Origin of the sequence: Yoonia maritima (assembly GCF_003003285.1) — a bacterium.
GTDB lineage: Bacteria > Pseudomonadota > Alphaproteobacteria > Rhodobacterales > Rhodobacteraceae > Yoonia > Yoonia maritima.
Genome location: NZ_PVTP01000003.1, coordinates 230,540 through 251,162 on the forward strand (window position 1 = coordinate 230,540; position 20,623 = coordinate 251,162).

Below are 20,623 nucleotides of genomic sequence, written 5' to 3' on the forward strand. Positions count from 1 at the left end.
CCCTAACACTGTTAGCTTTTTGATCGGCGGTCCACTGGGCCGCCTTTTTATTTGTGTATCTGGGCGAATACCGCGTTGACGCAACCCAATTAGATTACATCAACCACAACGCAACCTAAATCAGTTGCTAAATTAAATATGCACCCTATATTGGATGCATTATGAAACAAAAACGCCATACCATCGCTGTCTTAACTGGCGACATCGTCGGCTCCACGGCGCTGGGCGCTGCGCAATTAGAACATGCGCTCTCAGCACTTGAACACTGTGCAAATGCCCAAGCCGATTGGATGGGAACGTCACTACATTTCACGCGCCACCGTGGTGACGGCTGGCAGGTCGCGCTGGCAAAACCACACTATGCGCTGCGCTCGGCACTCGCGTTTCGCGCTGCTTTACGCAGCCATAACCCCGGTTTTGATAGCTACATCGCCATTGCCACTGGTGACGCCCCATCAACACTCCCCACTGATCTTAATCACGAAAGCAGCGAAGCCTTCATCAGATCGGGTCAAGCGCTAGACGATCTAAAGGCAACCAAAAACGCGCAACGCATGTTGCACCAAGACCAAGCCGCCACAGGTGCCGCGACAATCCTTGCCGATCACATTTCACAAGGCTGGACGCAGGCCCAAGCCGCCGCCATACTCCACAGCATCACACCGCTAGAAGACATTTCATATACGCATATTGCCCAGACGCTTGGCAAATCACGCCAAGCCGTAACAAAATCATTAGACGGCGCAGGATTTGGTGCGATTGAGCTTGCGCTTGAAACACTTGAAAGAGATTTCGACTGATGTTTGAGACACTTGCCGCCCTGTTTTTCGCACATGTTCTTGCGGATTATGTCCTGCAAACCAACACCATGGTTGAAACCAAAGACCGCGCGCTCACATTGGCGCTACACACGCTGGCGGTCTTTGTGACAGCCGTTATCGCAACAGGGTCTATCGACTGGCGGATCGCCACGCTGGCCGGGATACACCTGCTTGTCGATATCGCAAAAACCGTTTGGATCAGAAAACGCGATGACGACGGGATCAACCCCTACCTACTCGACCAAGCAGCACACCTTCTGACGATTATCGCCATCGCAGCCATCGCCCCTACCCTTTGGGCAAACGGTATCTGGGCGCGTGAATTTGGAAATGGCGGACTTATCAACGCCACCAGTTGGGCACCCAAAGTCATGCTGCTGATCGCCGGGGCCATCTATACCACGCGCGCCGGTGGTTTCGCTGTCGGAAAACTCATGGGTCCATTTGCCGAAGGCGCCCCCAAAGAAAGCCTCCCCGCTGGCGGCATGATGATCGGGCTGCTGGAACGCGGATTGATCTATCTGATGTTCATCGCAGGCCAACCCGCCGGGATCGGCTTTTTGATCGCCGCCAAATCCATCCTGCGCTTTGACGCAGCATCAAACAACGCCAAGGCCGAATACGTAATCATCGGCACGCTTGCCTCTTTCAGCTGGGCAATTGCGATTTCTATCCTGATCCTCACGATCAACAATGGGTTAAACGGCACAGCACTTCTTGAGATCATCCCACCGAAGGACTAAGTTAGCCTCAAAGGAGAACGCGTATGTTCGGTATTCCAGGCAAACAAGCTGTCAGCATCACCCCAAAAGCCGCCGCAAAAATTGCAGCGCTCATGGAAAAAGACGGCCACAAAGGGCTGCGCATTGGCGTCAAAAAAGGCGGCTGTGCAGGCATGGAATACACCATGGACTACGTGACCGAGGTCGATCCACTTGATGAAGTCGTCGAACTAGACGGCGCACGCGTGATGATCGCACCTATGGCCCAGATGTTCCTGTTTGGCACAGAAATCGACTATGAAACGTCGCTTCTTGAATCCGGGTTCAAGTTCCGCAACCCCAATGTGGTTGATGCCTGCGGCTGCGGTGAATCCATCAAATTCGACGACGCGATCTCTGCCAAAGCCTAAGCTTTATTCAGGTGAACGTATGTCTCGGCATAGCGTTTATCCAAATGCTCACGCGCGTTGATCACGTCGCCCGATCCAATCGGCGCGACATTGGCATCATGGTTCGGGTTAAAGAATAGCGGTACAGAAATACGCGCATGGTCAGGGCCGATCACCCGATGCGGGGTAGCCTTGATCCGACCGTTCGTCCACATCTCAAGCATCTCGCCAAAGTTAATGACAAATTCACCCGGCTGCGCCGACACGGGTATCCAGCCACCGCCGCGCTTGCGGACCTCTAACCCCGGTGATCCATCAGTGGCGAGCAAGGTCAAACATCCATAATCCGTATGGGTCGCAATCCCGAAATCATTCTCACCCGCCCATTCCGGCCGCTCAGGGTAATAATTGCCGCGCAGTAGCGCCATAGGACGATCAAACAATGGGCGGAAATACGCGCCATCCTCACCCGTCGCCTCTGCAATCGCACACAATAAATCCAAAGCAAAACCCGTCGCCTGCGCATAATAATCGCGCAGAAGCGCAGCAAAGCCCTCTGGCACATCTGGCCACAGGTTTGGTGCATAGCAGGACAATTGCGTCAGCGGGTCACCCTCTGGCAACTCAAGCCCGCAATCAAACACCTGCTTATAATCAGGGTTCGCATCAGGATCGACCTGCTCTGATCCGGGCGCGCCCCAGCCACGGTTCGAACCCGTCTTCGCCATATCGAACTGGGCTTTGTCCGCAGCAGGCAGGTCAAAGAATGCCTGATACGCCGAAATCACATCTTTGGCGCGCCCTTCAGAAATCGGGGTATTGTAAACGGTCATGAAACCAACGCCGCCCGCAGCAACGAGTGCCGCCTCTTTCGCGGCAGTATCACCAGCCAATAGCGCGGCAGCATCAATACGCGGAATAATCATATCTGACATGGGACCCCTTCCGATCTACGCGCTTGCTTGATAGCAAGAACCGAACATAGACAAAAGGACGTGCTCATGCCCCGTAAACTGGCCGCTGGAAACTGGAAAATGAACGGGCTTCGCGCCAACCTGAAGGAACTTGAAACACTTGCACAGCGCCACTCCGACGCGAGCGTTGATATTCTCATTTGTCTGCCGACAACACTGATTACGACATGCCAAGACACGTTATTCGATATCGGTGGTCAGGACTGCCACACAGCCGAATCCGGTGCATATACAGGCGACATCAGCGCGCCGATGCTTTCCGACGCTGGTGCAACATACGTGATCACAGGGCATTCAGAACGGCGCGCGGACCATGGCGAAACCGACCAAATCGTCGCCGCAAAATCTGCTGCCGCAAATGCGGCTGGCCTCACGGCGATCATCTGCGTGGGCGAAACGCTAGATCAACGCGAAGCTGGCACAACGCTAGACATCATCGAAGGACAGCTGGCTGGATCGATTCCCGACGGGGCAACCGCCGACAACACCGTCATAGCCTATGAACCTGTTTGGGCCATTGGCACAGGCAAAGTCCCCACCCTAGAACAAATCGCCGAAGTTCACGCCCACATCCGCGCGAAGCTACAGGCAAGGTTCAGCGACGGTGCTGACATGAGTATCCTCTATGGCGGATCAGTCAAAGGCAGCAACGCCGCAGACATCTTTGCGGTCCCACACGTTGATGGCGCACTCGTCGGAGGCGCCAGCCTCAAAGCCGACGACTTCAGCCCCATCATCAGCGCACTGGAAAAGGGTTAAGCATCGCGACGTGGCTTGGTCAGCCCAAGCCACACGCTACTGCGCTTCCCAAAGTTCTATCGGGTTGCCTTCTGGATCGTGGATTCGGACGAACTTTCCGACGCCATCCATTGCCATCACCTCTCCGATGGCAATGCCAGCCAACTTCAATTCCTTACACGCTACATCCAAATCTGCGACCCGAAAATTCAGCATAAATGCATGATCCTTAGGAAAGTAGTCGGTCTCCTCGTCAAATGGAGCAAACACAGTAACCCCCTGCTCAGTTTTCCAAGGCTGCATATCTGCCGCAGTTGGTGCCGGTGAAACACCCAGATGTTCGTCATACCACTGCGCAAGCGCCACCGGATCTTTCGCACGAAAGAATACGCCTCCGATTCCAAGAACCCTCACCATCAGTTTCTCCGCTGTCGAAATGTTCTATTGCCAGATGAGCAGAAAACACCTTGATAGGCAAATTTCATCAACTAAACAAAAAACCGCCGGAGAGGTCTCCGGCGGTTTTCTTACTACATCCCTCATTCAGAAGCTTATCACTTCACGATGATCTCCGGCCCCATAAAGAGCGTGGGCAGATAGGTGGAAATCGCAGGAACGTATGTCACGATGATCAGGAACACGAACAAGACAGCCAAGAATGGCAGCGCTGCGCGTACGACTGACATCAGCGGCATACCAGCCACGCCAGAGGTCACGAATAGGTTCAGACCGACAGGCGGCGTGATCATCCCGATTTCCATGTTCACAACCATGATGATGCCAAGGTGAATTGGATCAATGCCCAACTGGATCGCGATCGGGAACACTAGCGGTGCCACGATTACGATCAGGCCTGATGGCTCCATGAATTGACCACCGATCAGCAGGATCACATTGACCATGATCAAGAAGGTAATCGGGCCCAATCCAGCACTAAGCATCATGTCAGCGATGTGCTGTGGGATTTGTTCGTCCGTCAACACGTGCTTTAGCAACAGTGCGTTAGCGATGATGAACATCAAAGTGATGGTCAGCTTACCGCCCTCAAAAACTGTCTGACGCGTGTCTTTGTGGAAGAAGGCAGTGATCAGCGCCCAAGGCTTTTGGATCAGGCTGCTGCGCTTGCTCGCCTCTGGCGACGCAAATCCAACGGGCAGACTGCCATCTGGCTCACGTGACGCAAGTGGCCCCATGTCGCGGTAGATAAAGCTTGCGACGATGAAGGCATAGACAGCAGCGACCGCAGCGGCCTCTGTTGGGGTAAACGCCCCACCCTTCCAATAGAACAGGCTCGCGCCTTGCTCAAAGCGGATCCAAGGGTGACCATAGATACCGCCCATGATGATCACGATGAGCAACAAGCCCCAAGCGGCATCGCGGAAGCTGGCCCAGATTTCGCCCCAGCCCAGCCATTCGCCTTTAGGCATGTTTTTGATACGCGCCATGACATAAATGGTGATCATCAACATCACGCCAGCCATGATACCCGGAATAACACCCGCCAAGAACATACGGCCAACAGACACGTCTGTCGCAGATGCATAGACGACCATCACGATGGACGGCGGGATCAGAATACCAAGCGTACCGGCGTTACAGATAACGCCTGCTGCGAATTCCTTGGTATATCCAACCTGACGCATCGCTGCGATCACGATTGTACCGATAGCAACAACAGTCGCGGGCGAAGACCCGGACAACGCGGCAAACATCATACAAGCAAACACACCGGCAATTGCCAGACCACCTTGAAGGTGACCAACGCAGGCAATCGAAAACCGGATGATCCGTTTCGCCACACCACCCGTCGACATAAACGACGACGCGAGGATAAAGAACGGAATAGCCAACAGCGTGTAGTGCCCCGCCATCGCCTGATAAAGCGACTGCGCGACCGACGCGAGAGACGTATCCGAAAAAAGAAGCTGAAACATGATCGACGAAAAGCCGAGCGCCACAGCAATCGGCACGCCAAGCATCAGCAGGCCGATAATCATGATAAAGAGAAGTGCGACTTCCATGTTCTTAGTCTTCCTTGTTCAGGGCAGCCGCTTGTTCGACGGCATCTTCGGCTTCGTGGCTGACGATCAATGATCCTTCACCCGCGCGGATGATGCGCACGGTTGCCTCGATCACACGGATCACCATCAGCAAAACGCCGAACGGCAGAATGAAATAGGGGATGAAGCGCGGAAGCTTTTCATAGGTCTCGCCCATGTTAAACGTCGCTTCCAACCAGCCCTGTAGGAACGGGATTGGGACCTGCTCGGTCTCGTACCAGCCTTGGTCACGGCTATTGGCGAACCCTGTTGGGAACCAGTGCCCCGTCGTGGCGTTGAACCCCGCAAACGGTGCCCAATAATCCCAAGCGCCCTTCATCAGCAGTAGAACATATACCAGCGTAACGCCTGCACCGATCAACGCCATTGCAAACTGAACGGGTTTCCCAACCAATGCGATAACGGCATCAACGCCTAAATGCATCGTGACCTTAAACCCATAGGAAATCCCAAAGATCACCAGCCATGCGAACAGAATCAGCGTTAACTCTAGCCCCCAGATCAGTTGTGAATTGAATACGTAACGCAACACCACATTGGTAAACGTCACAAGCGTCATGAGCCCAAGCAGAAGAGCAATCATCGTCTCTTCTATTTCGTGGATCACGCGCGATACTGGCCCAGAGGGCGTGTATTTAGATGCCATGATATGTCCCCTACATCGCTGGATGTAAAAACGGCGGGCACATTTGCGCCCGCCGGATTGGTGTCAGGGCCAGCCCGACCCGGCCCTGATCAACTTAGTTTACGACAGAAGCGTTGATTGCTTGTGCGGCGTCGATGTTTTCTTGGCCCACATCGTCAAGGAACTGTGTCCAAACTGGCTGCATGGTCGCAACCCACTCGGCGCGCTGCTCAGCAGACAATTCGCGAATCACACCGCCCGCATCCAAAACAGCCTGACGGTTGTTCGCATCGACTTCACCAACAGCCGCGTTACGCTCTGCAGTTACTTCAAGGAAGATTTCCATGAAATCATCGCGGACTTCTGCGTCTAGGCTGTCGAGCCAGTCAACCGAAGCAACAACAAGGTAATCTAGCACACCGTGGTTGGTTTCTGTTGTACCGTCTTGAACTTCAAAGAACTTTTGGCCGTAGATGTTAGACCAAGTGTTTTCTTGACCGTCAACAACACCCGTTTGCAGAGCACCGTAAACTTCAGAGAATGACATTGGCTGCGGTGATGCACCCAGTGCTTCCATTTGCGCGACCAGCACGTCAGATGTCTGAACGCGGAACTTCAGACCTTCTGCATCCGAAGGTGCATTCAACGGAACGTTGGCCGAGAACTGCTTCATGCCGTTGTGCCAGAAACCAAGCCCTTGCAGACCACGACGCTGCATTGAATCCATCATGGCCTGACCCGTTTCAGACGCTTGGAACGCATCAACCGCGTCCATATTCACGAACATGAATGGCAAATCGAAGATACGGAACTGCTTGGTGAACGTTTCGAACTTTGACAGTGAAGGAGACGCCAACTGAACGTCACCCTGAAGCATTGCTTCAAGAACTTGGTCATCGTTGTACAGTGTGGAGTTTGGGAAAACTTCCATGCACATTGTGCCGTCCATCTCGGCGTTCACACGCTCAGCCAAAAGCGTCGCAGCGATGCCTTTTGGGTGACGGTCAGTGTTTGTCACGTGGCTGAACTTAACGACGATTTCACCATCGTCACAGCCCATTGTGTCGGCTTGTGCGGATGTTGCGATAACAGACATCGCAGCCAATACGGCTGCGGATTTCAAAAAGGTCATATTTTCTCCTCCCTAGAGAATTCCAGTGGCCCAGCATTTATTGGGCTAGCCACTGAAACAAATATTGCAGCGTCGTGAGCGACAAGCACCTTTTACCTTGAGATAAAGACTGACACATAACAAACTGATATTAATTATCTTATTTAAAAAATAACCCGTCACACCCTAGGGGTGTGGCGGTTTTCCACACACTAAATTATGACCATGTGCGAAATTCCGCACAGGTTTGCGCTAACAAATGAGAATCCTAATTTACCCGATAATCTTCTGCGCGCAGCCCATGCTTCGTGAGCTTATCATAAAAGGTTTTGCGCGGCAGTTGCAGCTCCTTTGCAACCTCTGTCGCCCGGCCATTGTGTCGTTGCAGGGCAGCGATCAACAACGACCGTTCCACTTGCGCCATCTGCGCAACAAGACCACCAGCGACCTGAGTATCTTCCTCATCAAGGCCCAGCGCAAAGCGCATCGCGACGTTCATCAGTGCACGCGCGTTACCCGGCCAATCTTGTGCCATAAGGCGCGCGGTCAAGTCCGCCGTGATCTCTGGCGGGGCAAGGTTGGCCTGCTCACAGGCCAAAAGCACATAGTGATGGAACAGCACCGGAATATCCTCGGGGCGCTCACGCAATGGTGGGATTCGCACGCGCATTAAATCAAGCCGATAAAACAATTCCGGGTTAAATCGCCCTGCCCCCATAGCATCTTGAAGGTTCTGTGTAGTTCCCGCCAAAATACGCGCGACACCGCCTTCCTCAAGCCGGTCCAATAGCAGCAACTGCATGGCCGGGCTAAGGCCGGTAATCTCGTCCAAATAAAGCGTACCATCTAAAGCGTCGTTAAAGGCCTCTGTCAGACCATCCGCATCCAAGGATGATGCAGCACGCTTAATGAATGGTCGCCCAGCCGCGGCAGAAAGAAGGTGTATCACCTCGGCCATCTTCGGGGTGCCCGATCCTGGCTCTCCCATAATCAATGCCTCGGTCCCTGCGCGCGCCGCAGCACGCGCCTGATTGCGCAAATCGTCTGATAACTTAGAGCGACCAACCAACATACGTGACGCGGCATCACCTGCCTCGAGCTCTGACTTAAGGCGTCTATTTTCAAGAACGAGCCCACGCGCCTTCAGCGCCCTTTCAACCACGGCGACAAAATCCTGCGGTGCACATGGTTTTTCAAGAAACTCATAGGCGCCTGCAGACATCGCTCGAACCGCCATGGGAATATCAGCTTCTCCTGTCAGTAAAATGACAGGAAGTTCGGGATCGGTATCACGCACATAGTCAAGCAAATGGAACCCATCGCGACCGGGCATGCGAATATCGGACACAATGACCCCATCAAAACTGCGGGTCATGTGGTCTTTCGCCTCAACGAAAGACCCCGATAACGTCGGCTTCAAATCAGCCAACTCAAGCGTCTGCCCCAAGGCTTCGCGGATATCGCGGTCATCATCTACCAGTAAAACACGTTTGGTCATGCGACGGCCTCTTGCGCAACAGAATCCAGCTCAATGGTAAACACAGCCCCCCCATCAGGGTGATTACGCCCCCGGATCATTCCGCCAAAGCTTTGCACCAAGCCGTAAGAAATGGACAGCCCCAAGCCCATACCTTCGGCGGCACCGACGGCCTTTGTCGTGTAAAACGGATCAAATATCTTTTCTGGCTCCGCGATACCCGGCCCGGTGTCACGCACGGATACAGTCGTACGTGCGCCATGCTGTTCAATCGTAATAGTGACCTGCTTCGGATCACTCCCCTCCATCGCGTCCATGCCGTTGGAAACGAGGTTCAGAATAACCTGCTGCAACCGGACCTCCCCGCCTCTGACGATCATCGGCATATGCGGACGGTCCCAGATGACGGCAATACCATCCTGCGCAGCACGCGGCGCAGTGATTTCAAGCACGGCATCAATCGCGGCAACAATATCCACGTCTTTTGGCGGTTCATCCTCTTGGCGGGCAAAGGCACGTAGATTGCTAATGATACGCCCCATGCGGCGGGCAAGCTCCGATATCCGGCCCAAATTCTGTCCAGCAATCTCTGGCTTACCGCGTTCAATGAACCCTTGGGCGTTCTCGGCAAAGGATCTGATCGCGGTCAGCGGCTGATTTAGCTCGTGACTAATCCCCGCAGACATCTGGCCCAGCGCGGTCAGCTTTCCTGCCTGAACAAGATCATCTTGGGCCTTTTGCAACCGGGCCTCAGCGGCAGTGCGCTCAGCCACTTCGCGACGCAGGTCGGCATTCACAGCACGCAATTCAGCAGTCCGGTCGCTTACTCGGCGTTCTAACCGTGTATTCAGCGCTGCCAACGTCCGACGCCGCTGCGTGGCGATAAATAACAACATACCAAAGGCCAAACATACGGCAGCAACCACAGCGGCCTGAAGGGACGCCAACTTACGCGCAGGTGCAACATCGACTAACACTTCGCCCGTCATATCAATAACCGGCAAGTCCAATGTCAGATGCAGCGCACGACCTGGAACATAACGCCCACCATCCACCTGCCAAATATCAAAATCACGGATTGGCTGTTCAGAATAGGACACAAACGGTGTCAGACGTTCAATCGGATAGCTGCTTAACCCGGCAGGCATCGCCCCCTTCGCAGTAAAGACCAGCTCTGACCGGTTTGATAGAAACACAACGCCTTGCGCATCAGTGAAAAACAACGCCGGACGCGCACCACGCCATGCAGACTCGACAGCCTCCACATCGGCGTAGACCAGCAATGCCGCAACAACCGGGCCAGCATCCGAAAACACAGGTGCCGCAAAGACAAAGGCACGGCGACCATAGGCCTCACTATACAGATGATGAAAGCCCAGCGCGCCATCTAACGCACGTGTCATATATACGCGCCCCCAATGATCCACGCTTGGCGCACCTTGGGTCGCGATCATCGTACTGCCATCGGGGGCGACCAGCATAATATCCAACGCACCCGTCTTGTCCGCGATTTCCTGCAATACCGGCTGCACCGAAGCGGCATTACTGTCACCTGCCACAACGGACCGCACCTGAGGATGATCCGAGGTCAGCACCGCCAATTCACGAAACCGCTGCAACTCTCCGGTCAAACTATCCGACGCAAGCGCAAGGTCAGCACGAGCACGCTGCTCCAATGGACCCAAAGCAGACACATAGCCATACCAATAGACCGCCCCAGCAAAGCCCACCACTGCCGCCAAAAAAGCAGCAATCACCAATAGCCGTGGTCTTAGAAATCGTTCCATAGATCACAACTTATCGACGCGCACTTGCAATGGCCAGACAGGCGCGTCAAACCTGCCATATGCAACGCTTTTCTCAGTCCCCGACGGACCCCGCTTTTGTCCAAAACCCCTACCCGTTTTATGACCGCGCCCGCGCGGGCGGAGAATTCTTTTGGTGGGACGAATATGACATGGCCTGCGCGGTTTCGCACAGCGCCGTACACGCGGTACTGCGCAATCGGAAAATGGGGCGCGAATGCCCGCCGGAATTAGCACCCGACATCCCAAAGGCACTCCAGCCATTCTACGATGTCGAAGCCCACTCTATGCTGGAACTGGAACCCCCCAAACACACGCGCCTGCGGTCTCTGGTCCTACGCGCCTTCACCAGCCGGACCATCGCCGCACTGGCACCCGATATCACCCAACTTTGCCACGACCTGATCGACAAGTTTCCATCCGAGCCCTTCGATCTGCTTACCGCCTACGCGCAACCCGTCCCCGTCGTCGTGATCTCGCGACTGCTAGGCGTCCCCGAAGACCGGTCCGATGACCTGCTACGCTGGTCCAACGCGATGGTCTCCATGTACCAAGCACGACGCACCCCCGAGATCGAAGCCGCCGCAATCGCTGCCACCAACGACTTTACCGCCTTCATGCGCGGCTACATCAATGAGCGGCGCAAATCCCCGACCGACGACTTGATCTCGACCCTGATCGCGGCCGAAGAAGACGGTGAAAAACTGTCAGAGGATGAATTGATCACCACCTGTATCCTGCTTCTCAACGCCGGACACGAGGCCACGGTGCACACGCTTGGTAATGGTGTAAAAACACTCCTCGAACGAAATATCCGCGAAATTACAGACCCCTGCGTCGAGGAGATCATCCGCTTCGATCCGCCCCTGCACATGTTCACACGCTGGGTCTACGAAGACGTGACCATCGGCGAGCAGTCCTTCAAACGCGGCGACCAAATCGCCTGCCTACTCGGCGCCGGAAACCGTGACCCTCTCGCCTACGACACCCCCAACACATTCGATCCCACACGCAAAGGCCCCCAAAACACCAGCTTCGGCGGAGGCATCCACTTCTGCGTCGGCGCACCACTCGCAAGACTAGAACTCCGCATCGCACTAGAAACGCTATTCGAGCGCTGCCCTAATCTAAAACTCACCGAAGAACCGCAGTACGGAGACGTATTTCACTTTCACGGCTTGGAACGGTTGATGGTAACCATGTAGCGCTTAACAATATACCGAGCCGCAATTAGTCTCCCTCGATTAGCATCTCGAGTTTCCGTATTGCAGCGAATGGCAGATTTGAGCCACTTTACATCAAATCACCCTATTTGGACCCGTAGGTGTCGAAGTCAGACGCTATCAACAATGCAAAACGAACAGAATCGTAACGACACATCTAAACCGGCAAAATATTTCATCTACTATCTCCCTTGTTCAAAAATCATCTTGTGATCCTATCGGGAGCTTGACCTCAGAATAGAGGTAGCCCAATTACGCATACTGCGAGCCCAAAATGACAATTTCCCGCATTGCAGCAGACGTCAGCTTTGGCGACTGATAGAAGCTACGGTTGTCGCTAAATTATGGTCCTCCAAAAAACTTTATCGGAGATCTACCTGCAACCGAAGTCCAGACCTTAGAAACCTATTTGACAAGAGATCCTGCGAATTGGATGCATGACGCTCGATAAGCTTCTTCTGTTTTTTACCTACAGGAATGATCCGCGCTGGTTCATACATAGCCTCGCCTGATACAAGCTCAGGAAACAGTGCTTCAACTTCCTCTCGGGCATCGTGTTCCAGATATTTTATCGCCTCGGGACCAAAAAAGAAGCTCTCCGCAGGTGCGCCATCCGCCCAAATGACCTGATGCCGGTCGAACATTAAGTGCAGATAATCGATTTCTTGTACTTCTTCATCAATTTCAACATTCGGAAGGATCAACAAACGGACCGCGGGTATTAGGACCTGAGGAACGTTGAACATGCGCTCTGCGATTTTGGAAGAGATAAGCATTCTATGCTGTCGCGACACCCGCATATCGACATGCGGCACGCCGGGGCCAAGCGCACCTGCCCGGATGATAATCGGGCGTAGTTTGCAGCTAAGCGGGCGTTCTACAAAGCTTATGGGGCTTGTTCCGATCCATCTAATTGCTTGGGGGCCATGATCGAGGGTATCGACCAGATCGCCGACCTTCAGCTTTTCAATGGCTTTCGGCCCATTCGGCGTGTGAATCATGGTCCCCCTTGTAAAACACGGTACAGTGGTAGGTGTCAGGACAAGGTCATCCAATAGTAGGTAGTTGCTTCCATCGCCAAAAGCATACTGACCACGAATAATCAGAGTGGAGCTGTCATAGGGGGAGGTAAAAGTGAATGTGACTGTATTAGTCTCTTCATGACCGACGGTTATGCTGCCGATATTGGTAAAGCCACTCGATGCATTGTCTTGGAGATCAATGGTGAGTGCACCACCTCCATAACCCAAACTTGGACCGACTTCGGAGAGAGTAAGAGTGAACGAGTATTCCTCACCAGCTGTCAGGTTGACCCCTTGAGAAATTGAATCACCGTCCTGGACGTCGTTGCTATAGCCGAAGATGACGCCACCCGACGCTGCGTCCGCGGTAGGCGAGGTTGGCCCTGCTCCCGTTACCGTCCAATCAGTTAATCCAGACGAAAAATCGCCATTTGTGAGCACAGTCAACAGTCACCTCCAAGATCAACAACTACCGCAAAATGTGATTGCTTTGCAATTGCCTATAGTTACTATATTACCCTAGGTGCAAAGTTGACTGGGATCAATCTGGGTATCCCGATGCCCCGCAGTCGACGCTATATTGGTCGAAATCTAAATGTCGTGTTTCGTTCCCGTCAAATTCGAGCAAAGCGGACGTTCAAACTTGAGCAGGGAACGGTAGCGAATCCGCATCGCCGACATTAACCCTTCCCGACCGTACGCCACGTTAAACTACTCAAATACATACAGCCGTACATACGCCTGCTGCACGCAGTCTGTACGGCATCTGCATCGCCGCATCGTCCATACTTTCAGGTATTAACCCAGCATATTTGCTGAAGATAAGCATGCGCAAAAAAACTGCGCACGCTTCGTTAACCAAATTCATCGTTACAACTACCGTGTAACTTAGCCGCCGCTGTGGCTGGTCGTTTGGTCTTGATCACGGTCGCGGTCGCCCGGCTCCGTTTCGGCAGCATCGGTAGCAGCTTCGCTTGCATCAGACATTTGGTCGTCTGCGGGATATGCGGACATCGTATCTTCGCAAGCCGCAAGCATCCCGATCACGGCAAGTAGAATAACAGTGTTTTTCATAACAAATCTCCTTTTCTACTGGCCAGTTTCGAGCAATAGCGACCGCCCCGCATTGATATAGCTCAATGGCCCGAAACGCGCCTAAAGCGGCAGCGCCACGGTCGATTTGATCTCTTCCATCGACAGCAGTGCGGTGACGTTGTGTACCTTCACCTCGGATATCAGCGCCTGATAGAATGTGTCATACGCCCGCGCGTTTTTCACGCGCACCTTGAGGATGTAATCAATGTCCCCAGCCAGCCGGTGGGCCTCTTGCACTTCGGGTCGTGATTTCAGGGCCTTAAGGAATTTACCCTGCCAGTCCGCGTCATGCTCTGAGGTGCGGATCAGCACGAAAAAACAGGCCTCAAATCCCAGTGCTTCGGCATCAAGCATCACTGTCTGATGACCAATGATCCCGGCCTCGCGCATCTTGCGAATGCGATTCCAAACAGGTGTTTTCGAAGACCCTACATTTTTGGCAATTTCATCCAATGATTGCGCGGCATCGGCCTGCAATGCTGCCAAAATTTTCCGGTCTGTCGCATCAATCCGTACCGACATTCTTATTTCTCCGCATTCTTAGGACAGACGGTCCAAATTCACAGGCAACCAGAACAGTTTTCCTTAACTGCCCTGTAGGGGGCGTAAATAGCAGAACGATATTCTATATTAAACCCAAGAAATCAGAGGTTCGCTATGCAGCACTTTCCAATCTTCCTAGCCGTCGCCGGTCGTCGCATTGTCCTTTCGGGCGGTGCTGATGCGGCCATGGCAAAGCTGCGCCTACTGATGAAAACCGAAGCAAAGCTGACTGTCATCGCGGCAGACGTTGCACCAGAAATCCAACGCTGGGCTACCCAAGACAAGCTGACAATCATCAACCGTGCTATGCAGCCGGGCGATGCGCTCTGCGCTGCGCTATTCTATGCCGCTAACGAAGATGATGCCGAAGATGCACGCGTCGCTGCGATTGCGAACGCTGAAGGCGCATTGATCAACATCGTCGATAACCTTGCTGACAGCCAGTTCATCACGCCCGCCATCGTAGACCGCGATCCTGTAACCGTGGCCATCGGCACCGAAGGTGCTGCCCCAGTTTTGGCCCGTGCAATCAAAGCAGACCTAGAAGCACGCCTACCACAGTCGTTGGGCGCACTTGCCCGGATAGGCAAAACATTCCGCCATGCTGTTGATGTCCTGCCCATGGGCCGTAAGCGCCGTAACTTCTGGTCTTCGTTCTACTTCGGCGCGGGCCCGAAGGCCTTTGAAGAAAAAGGCGCGGCCGCGATCGTTCCCACCTTGGAAACGCTTCTTGATCAGCAAATCATGGCGACAGACACTGCGGGTCATGTTGACCTCGTTGGTGCGGGCCCCGGCGATCCAGAACTGCTGACACTGAAAGCTCGCAACGCGCTGGACAAGGCTGACGTCGTTATTCACGATCGGTTGGTAACGCCAGGAATCTTGGAACTTGCCCGCCGCGAAGCGATCATCATCGATGCCGGCAAAGAAGGCTTTGGCCCATCCATGGCACAGTCTGACATTGACGCACTAATCGTTGAACATGCCCAAAATGGCCACCACGTTGTGCGCCTTAAGGCGGGTGATCCCACTGTCTTTGGGCGTTTAGATGAAGAAATCGAAGCACTGGAAGCCGCAGATGTGCGTTACCGGATCATTCCAGGCATTACGGCTGCATCAGCTGCTGTTGCAAATATTGGCCAAAGCCTGACTAAGCGCAACCGCAACTCGTCTGTTCGCCTAATTACGGGGCACGACACCAAAGGTTACGCCGATCACGACTGGAAAGCCCTTGCTGCCCCCGGTGAAGTCGCTGCGATCTATATGGGTAAAAAATCTGCTCGTTTTATTCAGGGCCGCCTGCTAATGCACGGTGCGAACCCGGCAACACCGGTCACGATCATCGAGAACGTGAGCCGTGCCGACCAACGTATCATCGCGACCACTTTGGTCGAACTGGAACCAACAATGTCGAACGCTGGCTTGACTGGTCCCGCAATTACATTTTACGGCCTCGCCCCGCGCGATGCTGCCGCACAATCGCTGACACTCAAGGAGTTCGCATAATGGCCCGCGCCTTTACCCCAAAAGTCATCACCGCAAATGCGTTGTTAGAAGGCGACGCCGTTTGGTTCACCGCTGATGATCGCTGGACCCCACACATGTCCGAAGCTGAATTCATCACCGATGAAGCTCACGCTGACCTACGCCTGTTAGAAGCGCAGGCGCGTCAAAGCGAAATCGCAGGCGCCTACCTGGCAGATGCTAAAGAAGGTCCAAACGGCCCAGAGCCCACGCATTTTCGCGAAGAGTTCCGCACACGCGGCCCGTCGAACTATGCCCATGGCAAACAAGTAGATAACGCGTCACGGACCTGATCCGCGACCTCCACATAACCCACGATGTTTCGGTCTGTCCCGAAACGCGAAGGAAGAAACCAGATGTACGTATACAACGATTTTGACGAAGCATTTGTCCGCGAGCGCGTTGCCCAGTTCCGCGGTCAAGTTGAACGCCGTATCGACGGATCACTGACCGAAGACGAATTCAAGCCGCTTCGCCTGATGAACGGCCTGTACCTGCAACTGCACGCCTACATGCTGCGTGTTGCTGTGCCTTACGGCACGCTGAACCCATCACAGATGCGCCAGTTGGCGTATATCGCTGATCGTTGGGACAAAGGTTACGGCCACTTCACCACCCGCCAGAATATCCAGTACAACTGGCCAAAGCTGGACGACGTGCCTGATATTCTCGAGGCTCTGGCCGATGTTGGCATGCACGCGCTTCAAACATCTGGGAACACAATCCGCAACGTGACCGCAGACCATTTTGCAGGCGCGTCCGCGGACGAGATCGAAGACCCTCGCCCGGTTGCTGAATTGCTGCGCCAGTGGTCCACTGACCACCCAGAATTCCAGTTCCTGCCGCGCAAATTCAAAATCGCGGTGAGCGGTTCTGAACATGACCGCGCTGTAACCCGCGCCCACGACATCGGCGTCCGCATGGTCCGCAACGCAGAAGGCACCCCGGGCTATGAAATCATCGTTGGTGGTGGCCTTGGTCGTACGCCAATGGTTGGAAAAGTACTGCGCGAATTCCTTCCTCGCGAAGAGCTACTTGCATATTGCGAGGCCATCGTCAGCGTTTACAACCTGCTTGGCCGCCGCGACAACAAATACAAAGCACGCATCAAGATCACTGTTCACGAAAACGGTCTTGAAACAATGCAACAGCTGGTCGAAGAACGTTTTGAGGCCATCCGCAAAGGCTTTACCGGTTTCGACCAAGAACTGCTGAAAAGCATCGAAGCCGCTTTCGCCCCGCCCGCCTATGTCAGAAAATCTGAAGATGGCTATGAAGCGGCGCGCCTTGCAAACCCTGCTTTCCGCGCCTGGTCTGACACCAACTTGGCTGCGCATAAGGCGCCGGGTTATGCGATCGTGTCGATCAGCATCAAGAAACACGGTCAAACGCCGGGCGATGCGACTTCTGACCAGATGCGCGTGATGGCGGATATTGCCGAACAATACGGTCACGGTGAACTGCGGATCAGCCACGAACAGAACGTGATCCTGCCGCATGTCCACAAAGCTGACCTGCCCGCTGTTTACGCAGCGCTGCGCGAGGCTGACTTGGCAACCGCCAACATCGGTCTGGTCAGCGATATCATCGCCTGCCCCGGCATGGACTACTGCGCCTTGGCGACTGCTCGGTCGATCCCGATCGCTCAAGAAATCGCAACGCGCTTTGACGAGCTTAAGATCGAGCATGACATCGGCGAGCTAAAGATCAAGATTTCAGGCTGCATCAATGCCTGTGGCCACCACCATGTGGGGCACATCGGTATTCTTGGACTGGATCGTGCTGGTGTTGAAAACTACCAGATCACGCTTGGCGGTGACGGCACCGAGACCACCACGATCGGCACACGCGCAGGCCCCGGCTTTAGCGCTGACGACATCGTGCCTGCGATTGAACGGTTAGTGACAGGTTATCTCGATCTGCGTCAGGACGCGGATGAAACATTCCTTCAGGCCTACCGCCGCCTAGGAATGGAGCCGTTCAAGGCGATCCTTTACCCTGCCGAGGACAAAGCGAATGCCGCTTGATATCCGCACACGGACGGAGGCTTCAAAAGAGGTTGACGGACAGGTCATAGCCCGCAATGATTTCCGTGCAGGCCGTTGGCAGAGCAGCGAAAAAAACGAATGTGGTATCCACGTTCAAAACGGTAAAATGGTACGCGAAGGAAAAGCAGCATGAGCGTGATCGTAACTGATAACGGGTTTGGAACAGACGATTGGGCCAACGGCTTTGTTGCGCGTGACGAAGCCCCGGCAAACGGCGACTATTGTGTTGACTTGCCTTCTGACACCGCACCGGACACATTGGCACAGTTGACGAACGCGCCAATGATCCGCATTGATTTCCCATCATTTGCAGATGGTCGCGGCTTTACCCTCGCCGCGATGCTGCGCCGCGCAGGTTTCAAAGGACGCCTGCGTGCTAAGGGCCATGTCATTGCCGACCAATACGCCATGGCGCGTCGGTCTGGTTTTGATGAGGTCGAAATCGACGAAACGCTAGCGACCCGCCAGCCAGAAGACCAATGGCTATTCCGCGCTGATTGGCAAAACCATAACTATCAGGCCCGGATGCGCGGCTAAGGCCCCTTTCCCTGATCCAGATCAACGACTAGACCGGAGGGCGGCCCGAAAAAGGGTCGCCGAATTACATTATGACCGAGCAAAAACCAGTGACCGAAACCACAGCCAAAGCCGTACCTGTCCTGCCTGACGCGCAGACCATCACCGAAGTAAAGCACTATACGGATAGTCTTTTCTCATTTCGCGTAACGCGCCCTGCATCTTTGCGGTTCCGTTCAGGCGAATTCGTAATGATTGGCCTGATGGGCGACCCTGACCCAAAGACCGGCAAACAGCGCCCATTGCTGCGCGCATATTCCATCGCGTCCCCATCGTGGGATGAAGAAATGGAATTCTATTCGATTAAAGTCCAAGATGGCCCACTGACATCAAAACTACAGCACGTCAAAGTTGGTAATCAAATCATCCTTAAGCCAAAGCCAGTTGGGACGTTGGTGCATGACGCGCTGCTACCGGGTAAACGCTTGTATTTCTTCTCGACCGGGACAGGGTTTGCACCTTTCGCTAGCCTACTGCGCGAACCGCAAACCTATGAAGATTATGATGAAATCATCATGACACATACATGCCGTGAAGTCGACGAACTGACCTATGGTCGCGACCTGATCGAGGGCTTGAAAACCGATGAGCTTTTGAACGAAGTAATCGGCGAAGGCTTCTGGAAAAAGATCAAGTATTACCCGACTACAACACGTGAAGAGAGCCCTAAAATGGGACGCATCACAACGTTGATCGAAAACGGTGAGCTGTTTAGTGATCTGGACATACCCGCGATCGACCCAGCAACGGACCGTGCGATGGTCTGTGGTTCGCTAGCGTTCAACCTCGACATCAAAGAATTGATGGAAAAGGCTGGTCTTAAAGAAGGTGCGAACTCTGAGCCAGGCGAGTTCGTGATTGAAAAAGCCTTTGTAGGTTAAGCCACTATTATAGAATGAGAAAAGGGCCGCGTCATTTCTGACGCGGCCCTTTTTGTTTACAAATATGGTGGGCTTACATGCCCAGCATACCCTTCAACTGCTCCAAAGCTGCTTCCAGTAGTTCTGGGTTATCTTTTGCAGCGTTCAGCGCTGTTGTGATGGTTGTCTTTTGGATGCCGGAAAGATCGGAACTGTCGATCATTTCCATAACCTTTTCAGAATCAAAACCGTCAGTTGTCAGCAGGTCAGCAACAGAGCCCATAGCGGTATCAGCGGCTTCATCAGCAGCTTCTGCCGCTTCGCCAGCAGCTTCGGTTGCTTCAGTCGCAACCTCTTCTGCTGCATCAGCAGCCTCTTCGGCCACGGCGGCAGCTTCTTCGGCTACAGCAGCTTCTGCAGCTTCGGTTTCGGCAGCAGCTTGCGCAGCGGCTTCTTCAGCGGCAGCTTCTGCAGCTTCAAGTTCTGCAGCGGCGGCGGTTTCTAATGCAGCAGCTTCCTCAGCTACAGCAGTTTCTGCAGCCTCAAGCTCAGCAGCAGCCTGTGCGGCAGCTTCTTCTGCAGCTGCTTCAGCGGCAACGGCGGCTTCAGCGGCAGCAGCTTCTGCTTCTGCAGCAGCAGCGTCAATCGCAGCTTGGGCGGCAGCAGCTTCTTCTGCAGCGGCAGCTTCAGCCTCGGCAGCAGCTTGTGCAGCAGCTTCAGCGGCGGCTGCTTCTGCAGCCTCAGCAGCGGCTTGTTCAGCCGCAGCAGTTGCGCCGGTCAAAACGCCAACAGCTTCAACTGGTCCTCGGCCCTTAGCGGCATATTGGTAACCAAAGAAACCCAGTACTGCGACAATGACCAAAATGGCGATTGCTCTCATTTTAACATCCTTTCAGATCTATTTTTACAGGCCCAATGGCCCTCAATGCGGATATGTCAGATGCAACAAACAAGGTGAAGTAGAAAACACGGGGAAAATCTAGCGTATCGGCGCAGTTTTGCGGGTTGAA

22 protein-coding genes are annotated in these 20,623 nt (G+C 54.0%); 11 read left to right on the top strand and 11 right to left on the bottom strand.

The window, feature by feature from the left end; translation table 11 throughout:
* Positions 1-161 precede the first annotated feature (161 nt).
* The 3 genes from CLV80_RS05765 to CLV80_RS05775 are packed head-to-tail and all read left to right on the top strand — an operon-like array spanning position 162 to position 1,953.
* Positions 162-800: a hypothetical protein gene (locus CLV80_RS05765; protein WP_106355791.1), complete on the top strand. Its 639-nt coding sequence runs from the start codon at positions 162-164 to the stop codon at positions 798-800.
* Positions 800-1,564, top strand: coding sequence for a DUF3307 domain-containing protein (locus CLV80_RS05770; RefSeq protein ID WP_106355793.1), 765 nt, complete (start codon positions 800-802; stop codon positions 1,562-1,564). The genes CLV80_RS05765 and CLV80_RS05770 overlap by 1 nt, the downstream gene beginning before the upstream one ends.
* Before the next feature lie 23 nt (positions 1,565-1,587).
* Positions 1,588-1,953, top strand: a complete 366-nt coding sequence (locus CLV80_RS05775) for a HesB/IscA family protein (protein ID WP_106355795.1) — start codon at positions 1,588-1,590, stop codon at positions 1,951-1,953.
* Here CLV80_RS05775 and CLV80_RS05780 read toward each other — a convergent pair.
* Positions 1,950-2,867 carry an isopenicillin N synthase family dioxygenase gene (locus tag CLV80_RS05780; RefSeq protein WP_106355797.1) on the bottom strand — a complete coding sequence of 306 codons (918 nt, stop codon included), beginning with the start codon at positions 2,865-2,867 and terminating at the stop codon, positions 1,950-1,952. The genes CLV80_RS05775 and CLV80_RS05780 overlap by 4 nt on opposite strands.
* Positions 2,868-2,933: 66 nt before the next feature.
* Between CLV80_RS05780 and tpiA the strand changes: the two genes are divergently transcribed.
* A complete protein-coding gene (gene tpiA / locus CLV80_RS05785; RefSeq protein WP_106355799.1) occupies positions 2,934-3,665 on the top strand; it encodes a triose-phosphate isomerase in 732 nt (243 codons plus the stop codon).
* A 36-nt stretch (positions 3,666-3,701) separates the two neighbouring features.
* On the opposite strand, the gene CLV80_RS05790 is transcribed toward tpiA, so the two are convergent.
* The 6 genes from CLV80_RS05790 to CLV80_RS05815 all read right to left on the bottom strand — a co-directional run bounded on the left by CLV80_RS05790 (position 3,702) and on the right by CLV80_RS05815 (position 10,704).
* Positions 3,702-4,061 carry a VOC family protein gene (locus tag CLV80_RS05790; RefSeq protein WP_106355801.1) on the bottom strand — a complete coding sequence of 120 codons (360 nt, stop codon included), beginning with the start codon at positions 4,059-4,061 and terminating at the stop codon, positions 3,702-3,704.
* A 137-nt stretch (positions 4,062-4,198) separates the two neighbouring features.
* Positions 4,199-5,665, bottom strand: a complete 1,467-nt coding sequence (locus tag CLV80_RS05795) for a TRAP transporter large permease (protein WP_106355803.1) — start codon at positions 5,663-5,665, stop codon at positions 4,199-4,201.
* Between the two features lie 4 nt (positions 5,666-5,669).
* Complete coding sequence (locus CLV80_RS05800) at positions 5,670-6,350, bottom strand: TRAP transporter small permease (RefSeq protein ID WP_106355805.1); 681 nt, start codon at positions 6,348-6,350, stop codon at positions 5,670-5,672.
* Positions 6,351-6,444: 94 nt separating this feature from the next.
* The gene (locus tag CLV80_RS05805; RefSeq protein ID WP_106355807.1) at positions 6,445-7,461 is read right to left on the bottom strand and encodes a DctP family TRAP transporter solute-binding subunit; all 1,017 of its coding nucleotides are present in this window, start codon (positions 7,459-7,461) and stop codon (positions 6,445-6,447) included.
* A gap of 247 nt (positions 7,462-7,708) precedes the next feature.
* The gene (locus CLV80_RS05810) at positions 7,709-8,938 is read right to left on the bottom strand and encodes a sigma-54-dependent transcriptional regulator (RefSeq protein WP_106355809.1); all 1,230 of its coding nucleotides are present in this window, start codon (positions 8,936-8,938) and stop codon (positions 7,709-7,711) included.
* On the bottom strand, positions 8,935-10,704 hold the full coding sequence (locus tag CLV80_RS05815) for a sensor histidine kinase (protein ID WP_106355811.1): 1,770 nt from the start codon (positions 10,702-10,704) through the stop codon (positions 8,935-8,937). Before CLV80_RS05815 ends, CLV80_RS05810 begins: the two co-directional genes overlap by 4 nt.
* 59 nt (positions 10,705-10,763) lie before the next feature.
* On the opposite strand from CLV80_RS05815, the gene CLV80_RS05820 reads away from it, so the two are divergent.
* Positions 10,764-11,927 (top strand): cytochrome P450, encoded by a 1,164-nt coding sequence (locus CLV80_RS05820; protein WP_106355814.1) that lies wholly within the window; start codon positions 10,764-10,766, stop codon positions 11,925-11,927.
* A 380-nt stretch (positions 11,928-12,307) separates the two neighbouring features.
* On the opposite strand, the gene CLV80_RS05825 is transcribed toward CLV80_RS05820, so the two are convergent.
* From CLV80_RS05825 to CLV80_RS05835, 3 genes are all read right to left on the bottom strand, one after another.
* On the bottom strand, positions 12,308-13,408 hold the full coding sequence (locus tag CLV80_RS05825; RefSeq protein ID WP_243394457.1) for a Hint domain-containing protein: 1,101 nt from the start codon (positions 13,406-13,408) through the stop codon (positions 12,308-12,310).
* Between the two features lie 447 nt (positions 13,409-13,855).
* Positions 13,856-14,041, bottom strand: coding sequence for a hypothetical protein (locus tag CLV80_RS05830; RefSeq protein WP_106355818.1), 186 nt, complete (start codon positions 14,039-14,041; stop codon positions 13,856-13,858).
* 81 nt (positions 14,042-14,122) lie between these two features.
* Entirely contained in the window at positions 14,123-14,584 is a 462-nt protein-coding gene (locus CLV80_RS05835; RefSeq protein WP_106355820.1) for an Lrp/AsnC family transcriptional regulator, read from the bottom strand.
* A gap of 135 nt (positions 14,585-14,719) precedes the next feature.
* Here CLV80_RS05835 and cysG point away from each other — a divergent pair, with 135 nt between their 5' ends.
* The 6 genes from cysG to CLV80_RS05865 all read left to right on the top strand — a co-directional run bounded on the left by cysG (position 14,720) and on the right by CLV80_RS05865 (position 19,634).
* On the top strand, positions 14,720-16,111 hold the full coding sequence (gene cysG / locus CLV80_RS05840) for a siroheme synthase CysG (protein ID WP_106355822.1): 1,392 nt from the start codon (positions 14,720-14,722) through the stop codon (positions 16,109-16,111).
* Positions 16,111-16,422 carry a DUF2849 domain-containing protein gene (locus tag CLV80_RS05845; protein WP_106355824.1) on the top strand — a complete coding sequence of 104 codons (312 nt, stop codon included), beginning with the start codon at positions 16,111-16,113 and terminating at the stop codon, positions 16,420-16,422. Before cysG ends, CLV80_RS05845 begins: the two co-directional genes overlap by 1 nt.
* A 63-nt stretch (positions 16,423-16,485) precedes the next feature.
* Positions 16,486-18,156: a nitrite/sulfite reductase gene (locus CLV80_RS05850; RefSeq protein ID WP_106355826.1), complete on the top strand. Its 1,671-nt coding sequence runs from the start codon at positions 16,486-16,488 to the stop codon at positions 18,154-18,156.
* On the top strand, positions 18,146-18,310 hold the full coding sequence (locus CLV80_RS18545; protein WP_207766518.1) for a hypothetical protein: 165 nt from the start codon (positions 18,146-18,148) through the stop codon (positions 18,308-18,310). Before CLV80_RS05850 ends, CLV80_RS18545 begins: the two co-directional genes overlap by 11 nt.
* Positions 18,307-18,714, top strand: coding sequence for a DUF934 domain-containing protein (locus CLV80_RS05860; protein WP_106355828.1), 408 nt, complete (start codon positions 18,307-18,309; stop codon positions 18,712-18,714). Before CLV80_RS18545 ends, CLV80_RS05860 begins: the two co-directional genes overlap by 4 nt.
* A gap of 71 nt (positions 18,715-18,785) precedes the next feature.
* Positions 18,786-19,634 (top strand): ferredoxin--NADP reductase, encoded by an 849-nt coding sequence (locus CLV80_RS05865; RefSeq protein WP_106355830.1) that lies wholly within the window; start codon positions 18,786-18,788, stop codon positions 19,632-19,634.
* A 73-nt stretch (positions 19,635-19,707) separates the two neighbouring features.
* On the opposite strand, the gene CLV80_RS05870 is transcribed toward CLV80_RS05865, so the two are convergent.
* Positions 19,708-20,493: a hypothetical protein gene (locus tag CLV80_RS05870; protein WP_106355832.1), complete on the bottom strand. Its 786-nt coding sequence runs from the start codon at positions 20,491-20,493 to the stop codon at positions 19,708-19,710.
* Positions 20,494-20,623 lie beyond the last annotated feature (130 nt).

What these genes read in the sequence shown, in the direction of transcription:
- CLV80_RS05765 (WP_106355791.1), top strand. Translation starts at nt 162, where the DNA reads ATGAAACAAAAACGCCATACCATCGCTGTCTTAACTGGCGACATCGTC.
- CLV80_RS05800 (WP_106355805.1), bottom strand. Translation starts at nt 6,350, where the DNA reads ATGGCATCTAAATACACGCCCTCTGGGCCAGTATCGCGCGTGATCCAC.
- CLV80_RS05830 (WP_106355818.1), bottom strand. Translation starts at nt 14,041, where the DNA reads ATGAAAAACACTGTTATTCTACTTGCCGTGATCGGGATGCTTGCGGCT.
- CLV80_RS05815 (WP_106355811.1), bottom strand. Translation starts at nt 10,704, where the DNA reads ATGGAACGATTTCTAAGACCACGGCTATTGGTGATTGCTGCTTTTTTG.
- CLV80_RS05870 (WP_106355832.1), bottom strand. Translation starts at nt 20,493, where the DNA reads ATGAGAGCAATCGCCATTTTGGTCATTGTCGCAGTACTGGGTTTCTTT.
- CLV80_RS05835 (WP_106355820.1), bottom strand. Translation starts at nt 14,584, where the DNA reads ATGTCGGTACGGATTGATGCGACAGACCGGAAAATTTTGGCAGCATTG.
- CLV80_RS05805 (WP_106355807.1), bottom strand. Translation starts at nt 7,461, where the DNA reads ATGACCTTTTTGAAATCCGCAGCCGTATTGGCTGCGATGTCTGTTATC.
- tpiA (WP_106355799.1), top strand. Translation starts at nt 2,934, where the DNA reads ATGCCCCGTAAACTGGCCGCTGGAAACTGGAAAATGAACGGGCTTCGC.
- CLV80_RS05860 (WP_106355828.1), top strand. Translation starts at nt 18,307, where the DNA reads ATGAGCGTGATCGTAACTGATAACGGGTTTGGAACAGACGATTGGGCC.
- CLV80_RS05820 (WP_106355814.1), top strand. Translation starts at nt 10,764, where the DNA reads ATGCAACGCTTTTCTCAGTCCCCGACGGACCCCGCTTTTGTCCAAAAC.
- CLV80_RS05790 (WP_106355801.1), bottom strand. Translation starts at nt 4,061, where the DNA reads ATGGTGAGGGTTCTTGGAATCGGAGGCGTATTCTTTCGTGCGAAAGAT.
- CLV80_RS05810 (WP_106355809.1), bottom strand. Translation starts at nt 8,938, where the DNA reads ATGACCAAACGTGTTTTACTGGTAGATGATGACCGCGATATCCGCGAA.
- CLV80_RS05865 (WP_106355830.1), top strand. Translation starts at nt 18,786, where the DNA reads ATGACCGAGCAAAAACCAGTGACCGAAACCACAGCCAAAGCCGTACCT.
- CLV80_RS05770 (WP_106355793.1), top strand. Translation starts at nt 800, where the DNA reads ATGTTTGAGACACTTGCCGCCCTGTTTTTCGCACATGTTCTTGCGGAT.
- CLV80_RS05850 (WP_106355826.1), top strand. Translation starts at nt 16,486, where the DNA reads ATGTACGTATACAACGATTTTGACGAAGCATTTGTCCGCGAGCGCGTT.
- cysG (WP_106355822.1), top strand. Translation starts at nt 14,720, where the DNA reads ATGCAGCACTTTCCAATCTTCCTAGCCGTCGCCGGTCGTCGCATTGTC.
- CLV80_RS05845 (WP_106355824.1), top strand. Translation starts at nt 16,111, where the DNA reads ATGGCCCGCGCCTTTACCCCAAAAGTCATCACCGCAAATGCGTTGTTA.
- CLV80_RS05775 (WP_106355795.1), top strand. Translation starts at nt 1,588, where the DNA reads ATGTTCGGTATTCCAGGCAAACAAGCTGTCAGCATCACCCCAAAAGCC.
- CLV80_RS05780 (WP_106355797.1), bottom strand. Translation starts at nt 2,867, where the DNA reads ATGTCAGATATGATTATTCCGCGTATTGATGCTGCCGCGCTATTGGCT.
- CLV80_RS05795 (WP_106355803.1), bottom strand. Translation starts at nt 5,665, where the DNA reads ATGGAAGTCGCACTTCTCTTTATCATGATTATCGGCCTGCTGATGCTT.
- CLV80_RS18545 (WP_207766518.1), top strand. Translation starts at nt 18,146, where the DNA reads ATGCCGCTTGATATCCGCACACGGACGGAGGCTTCAAAAGAGGTTGAC.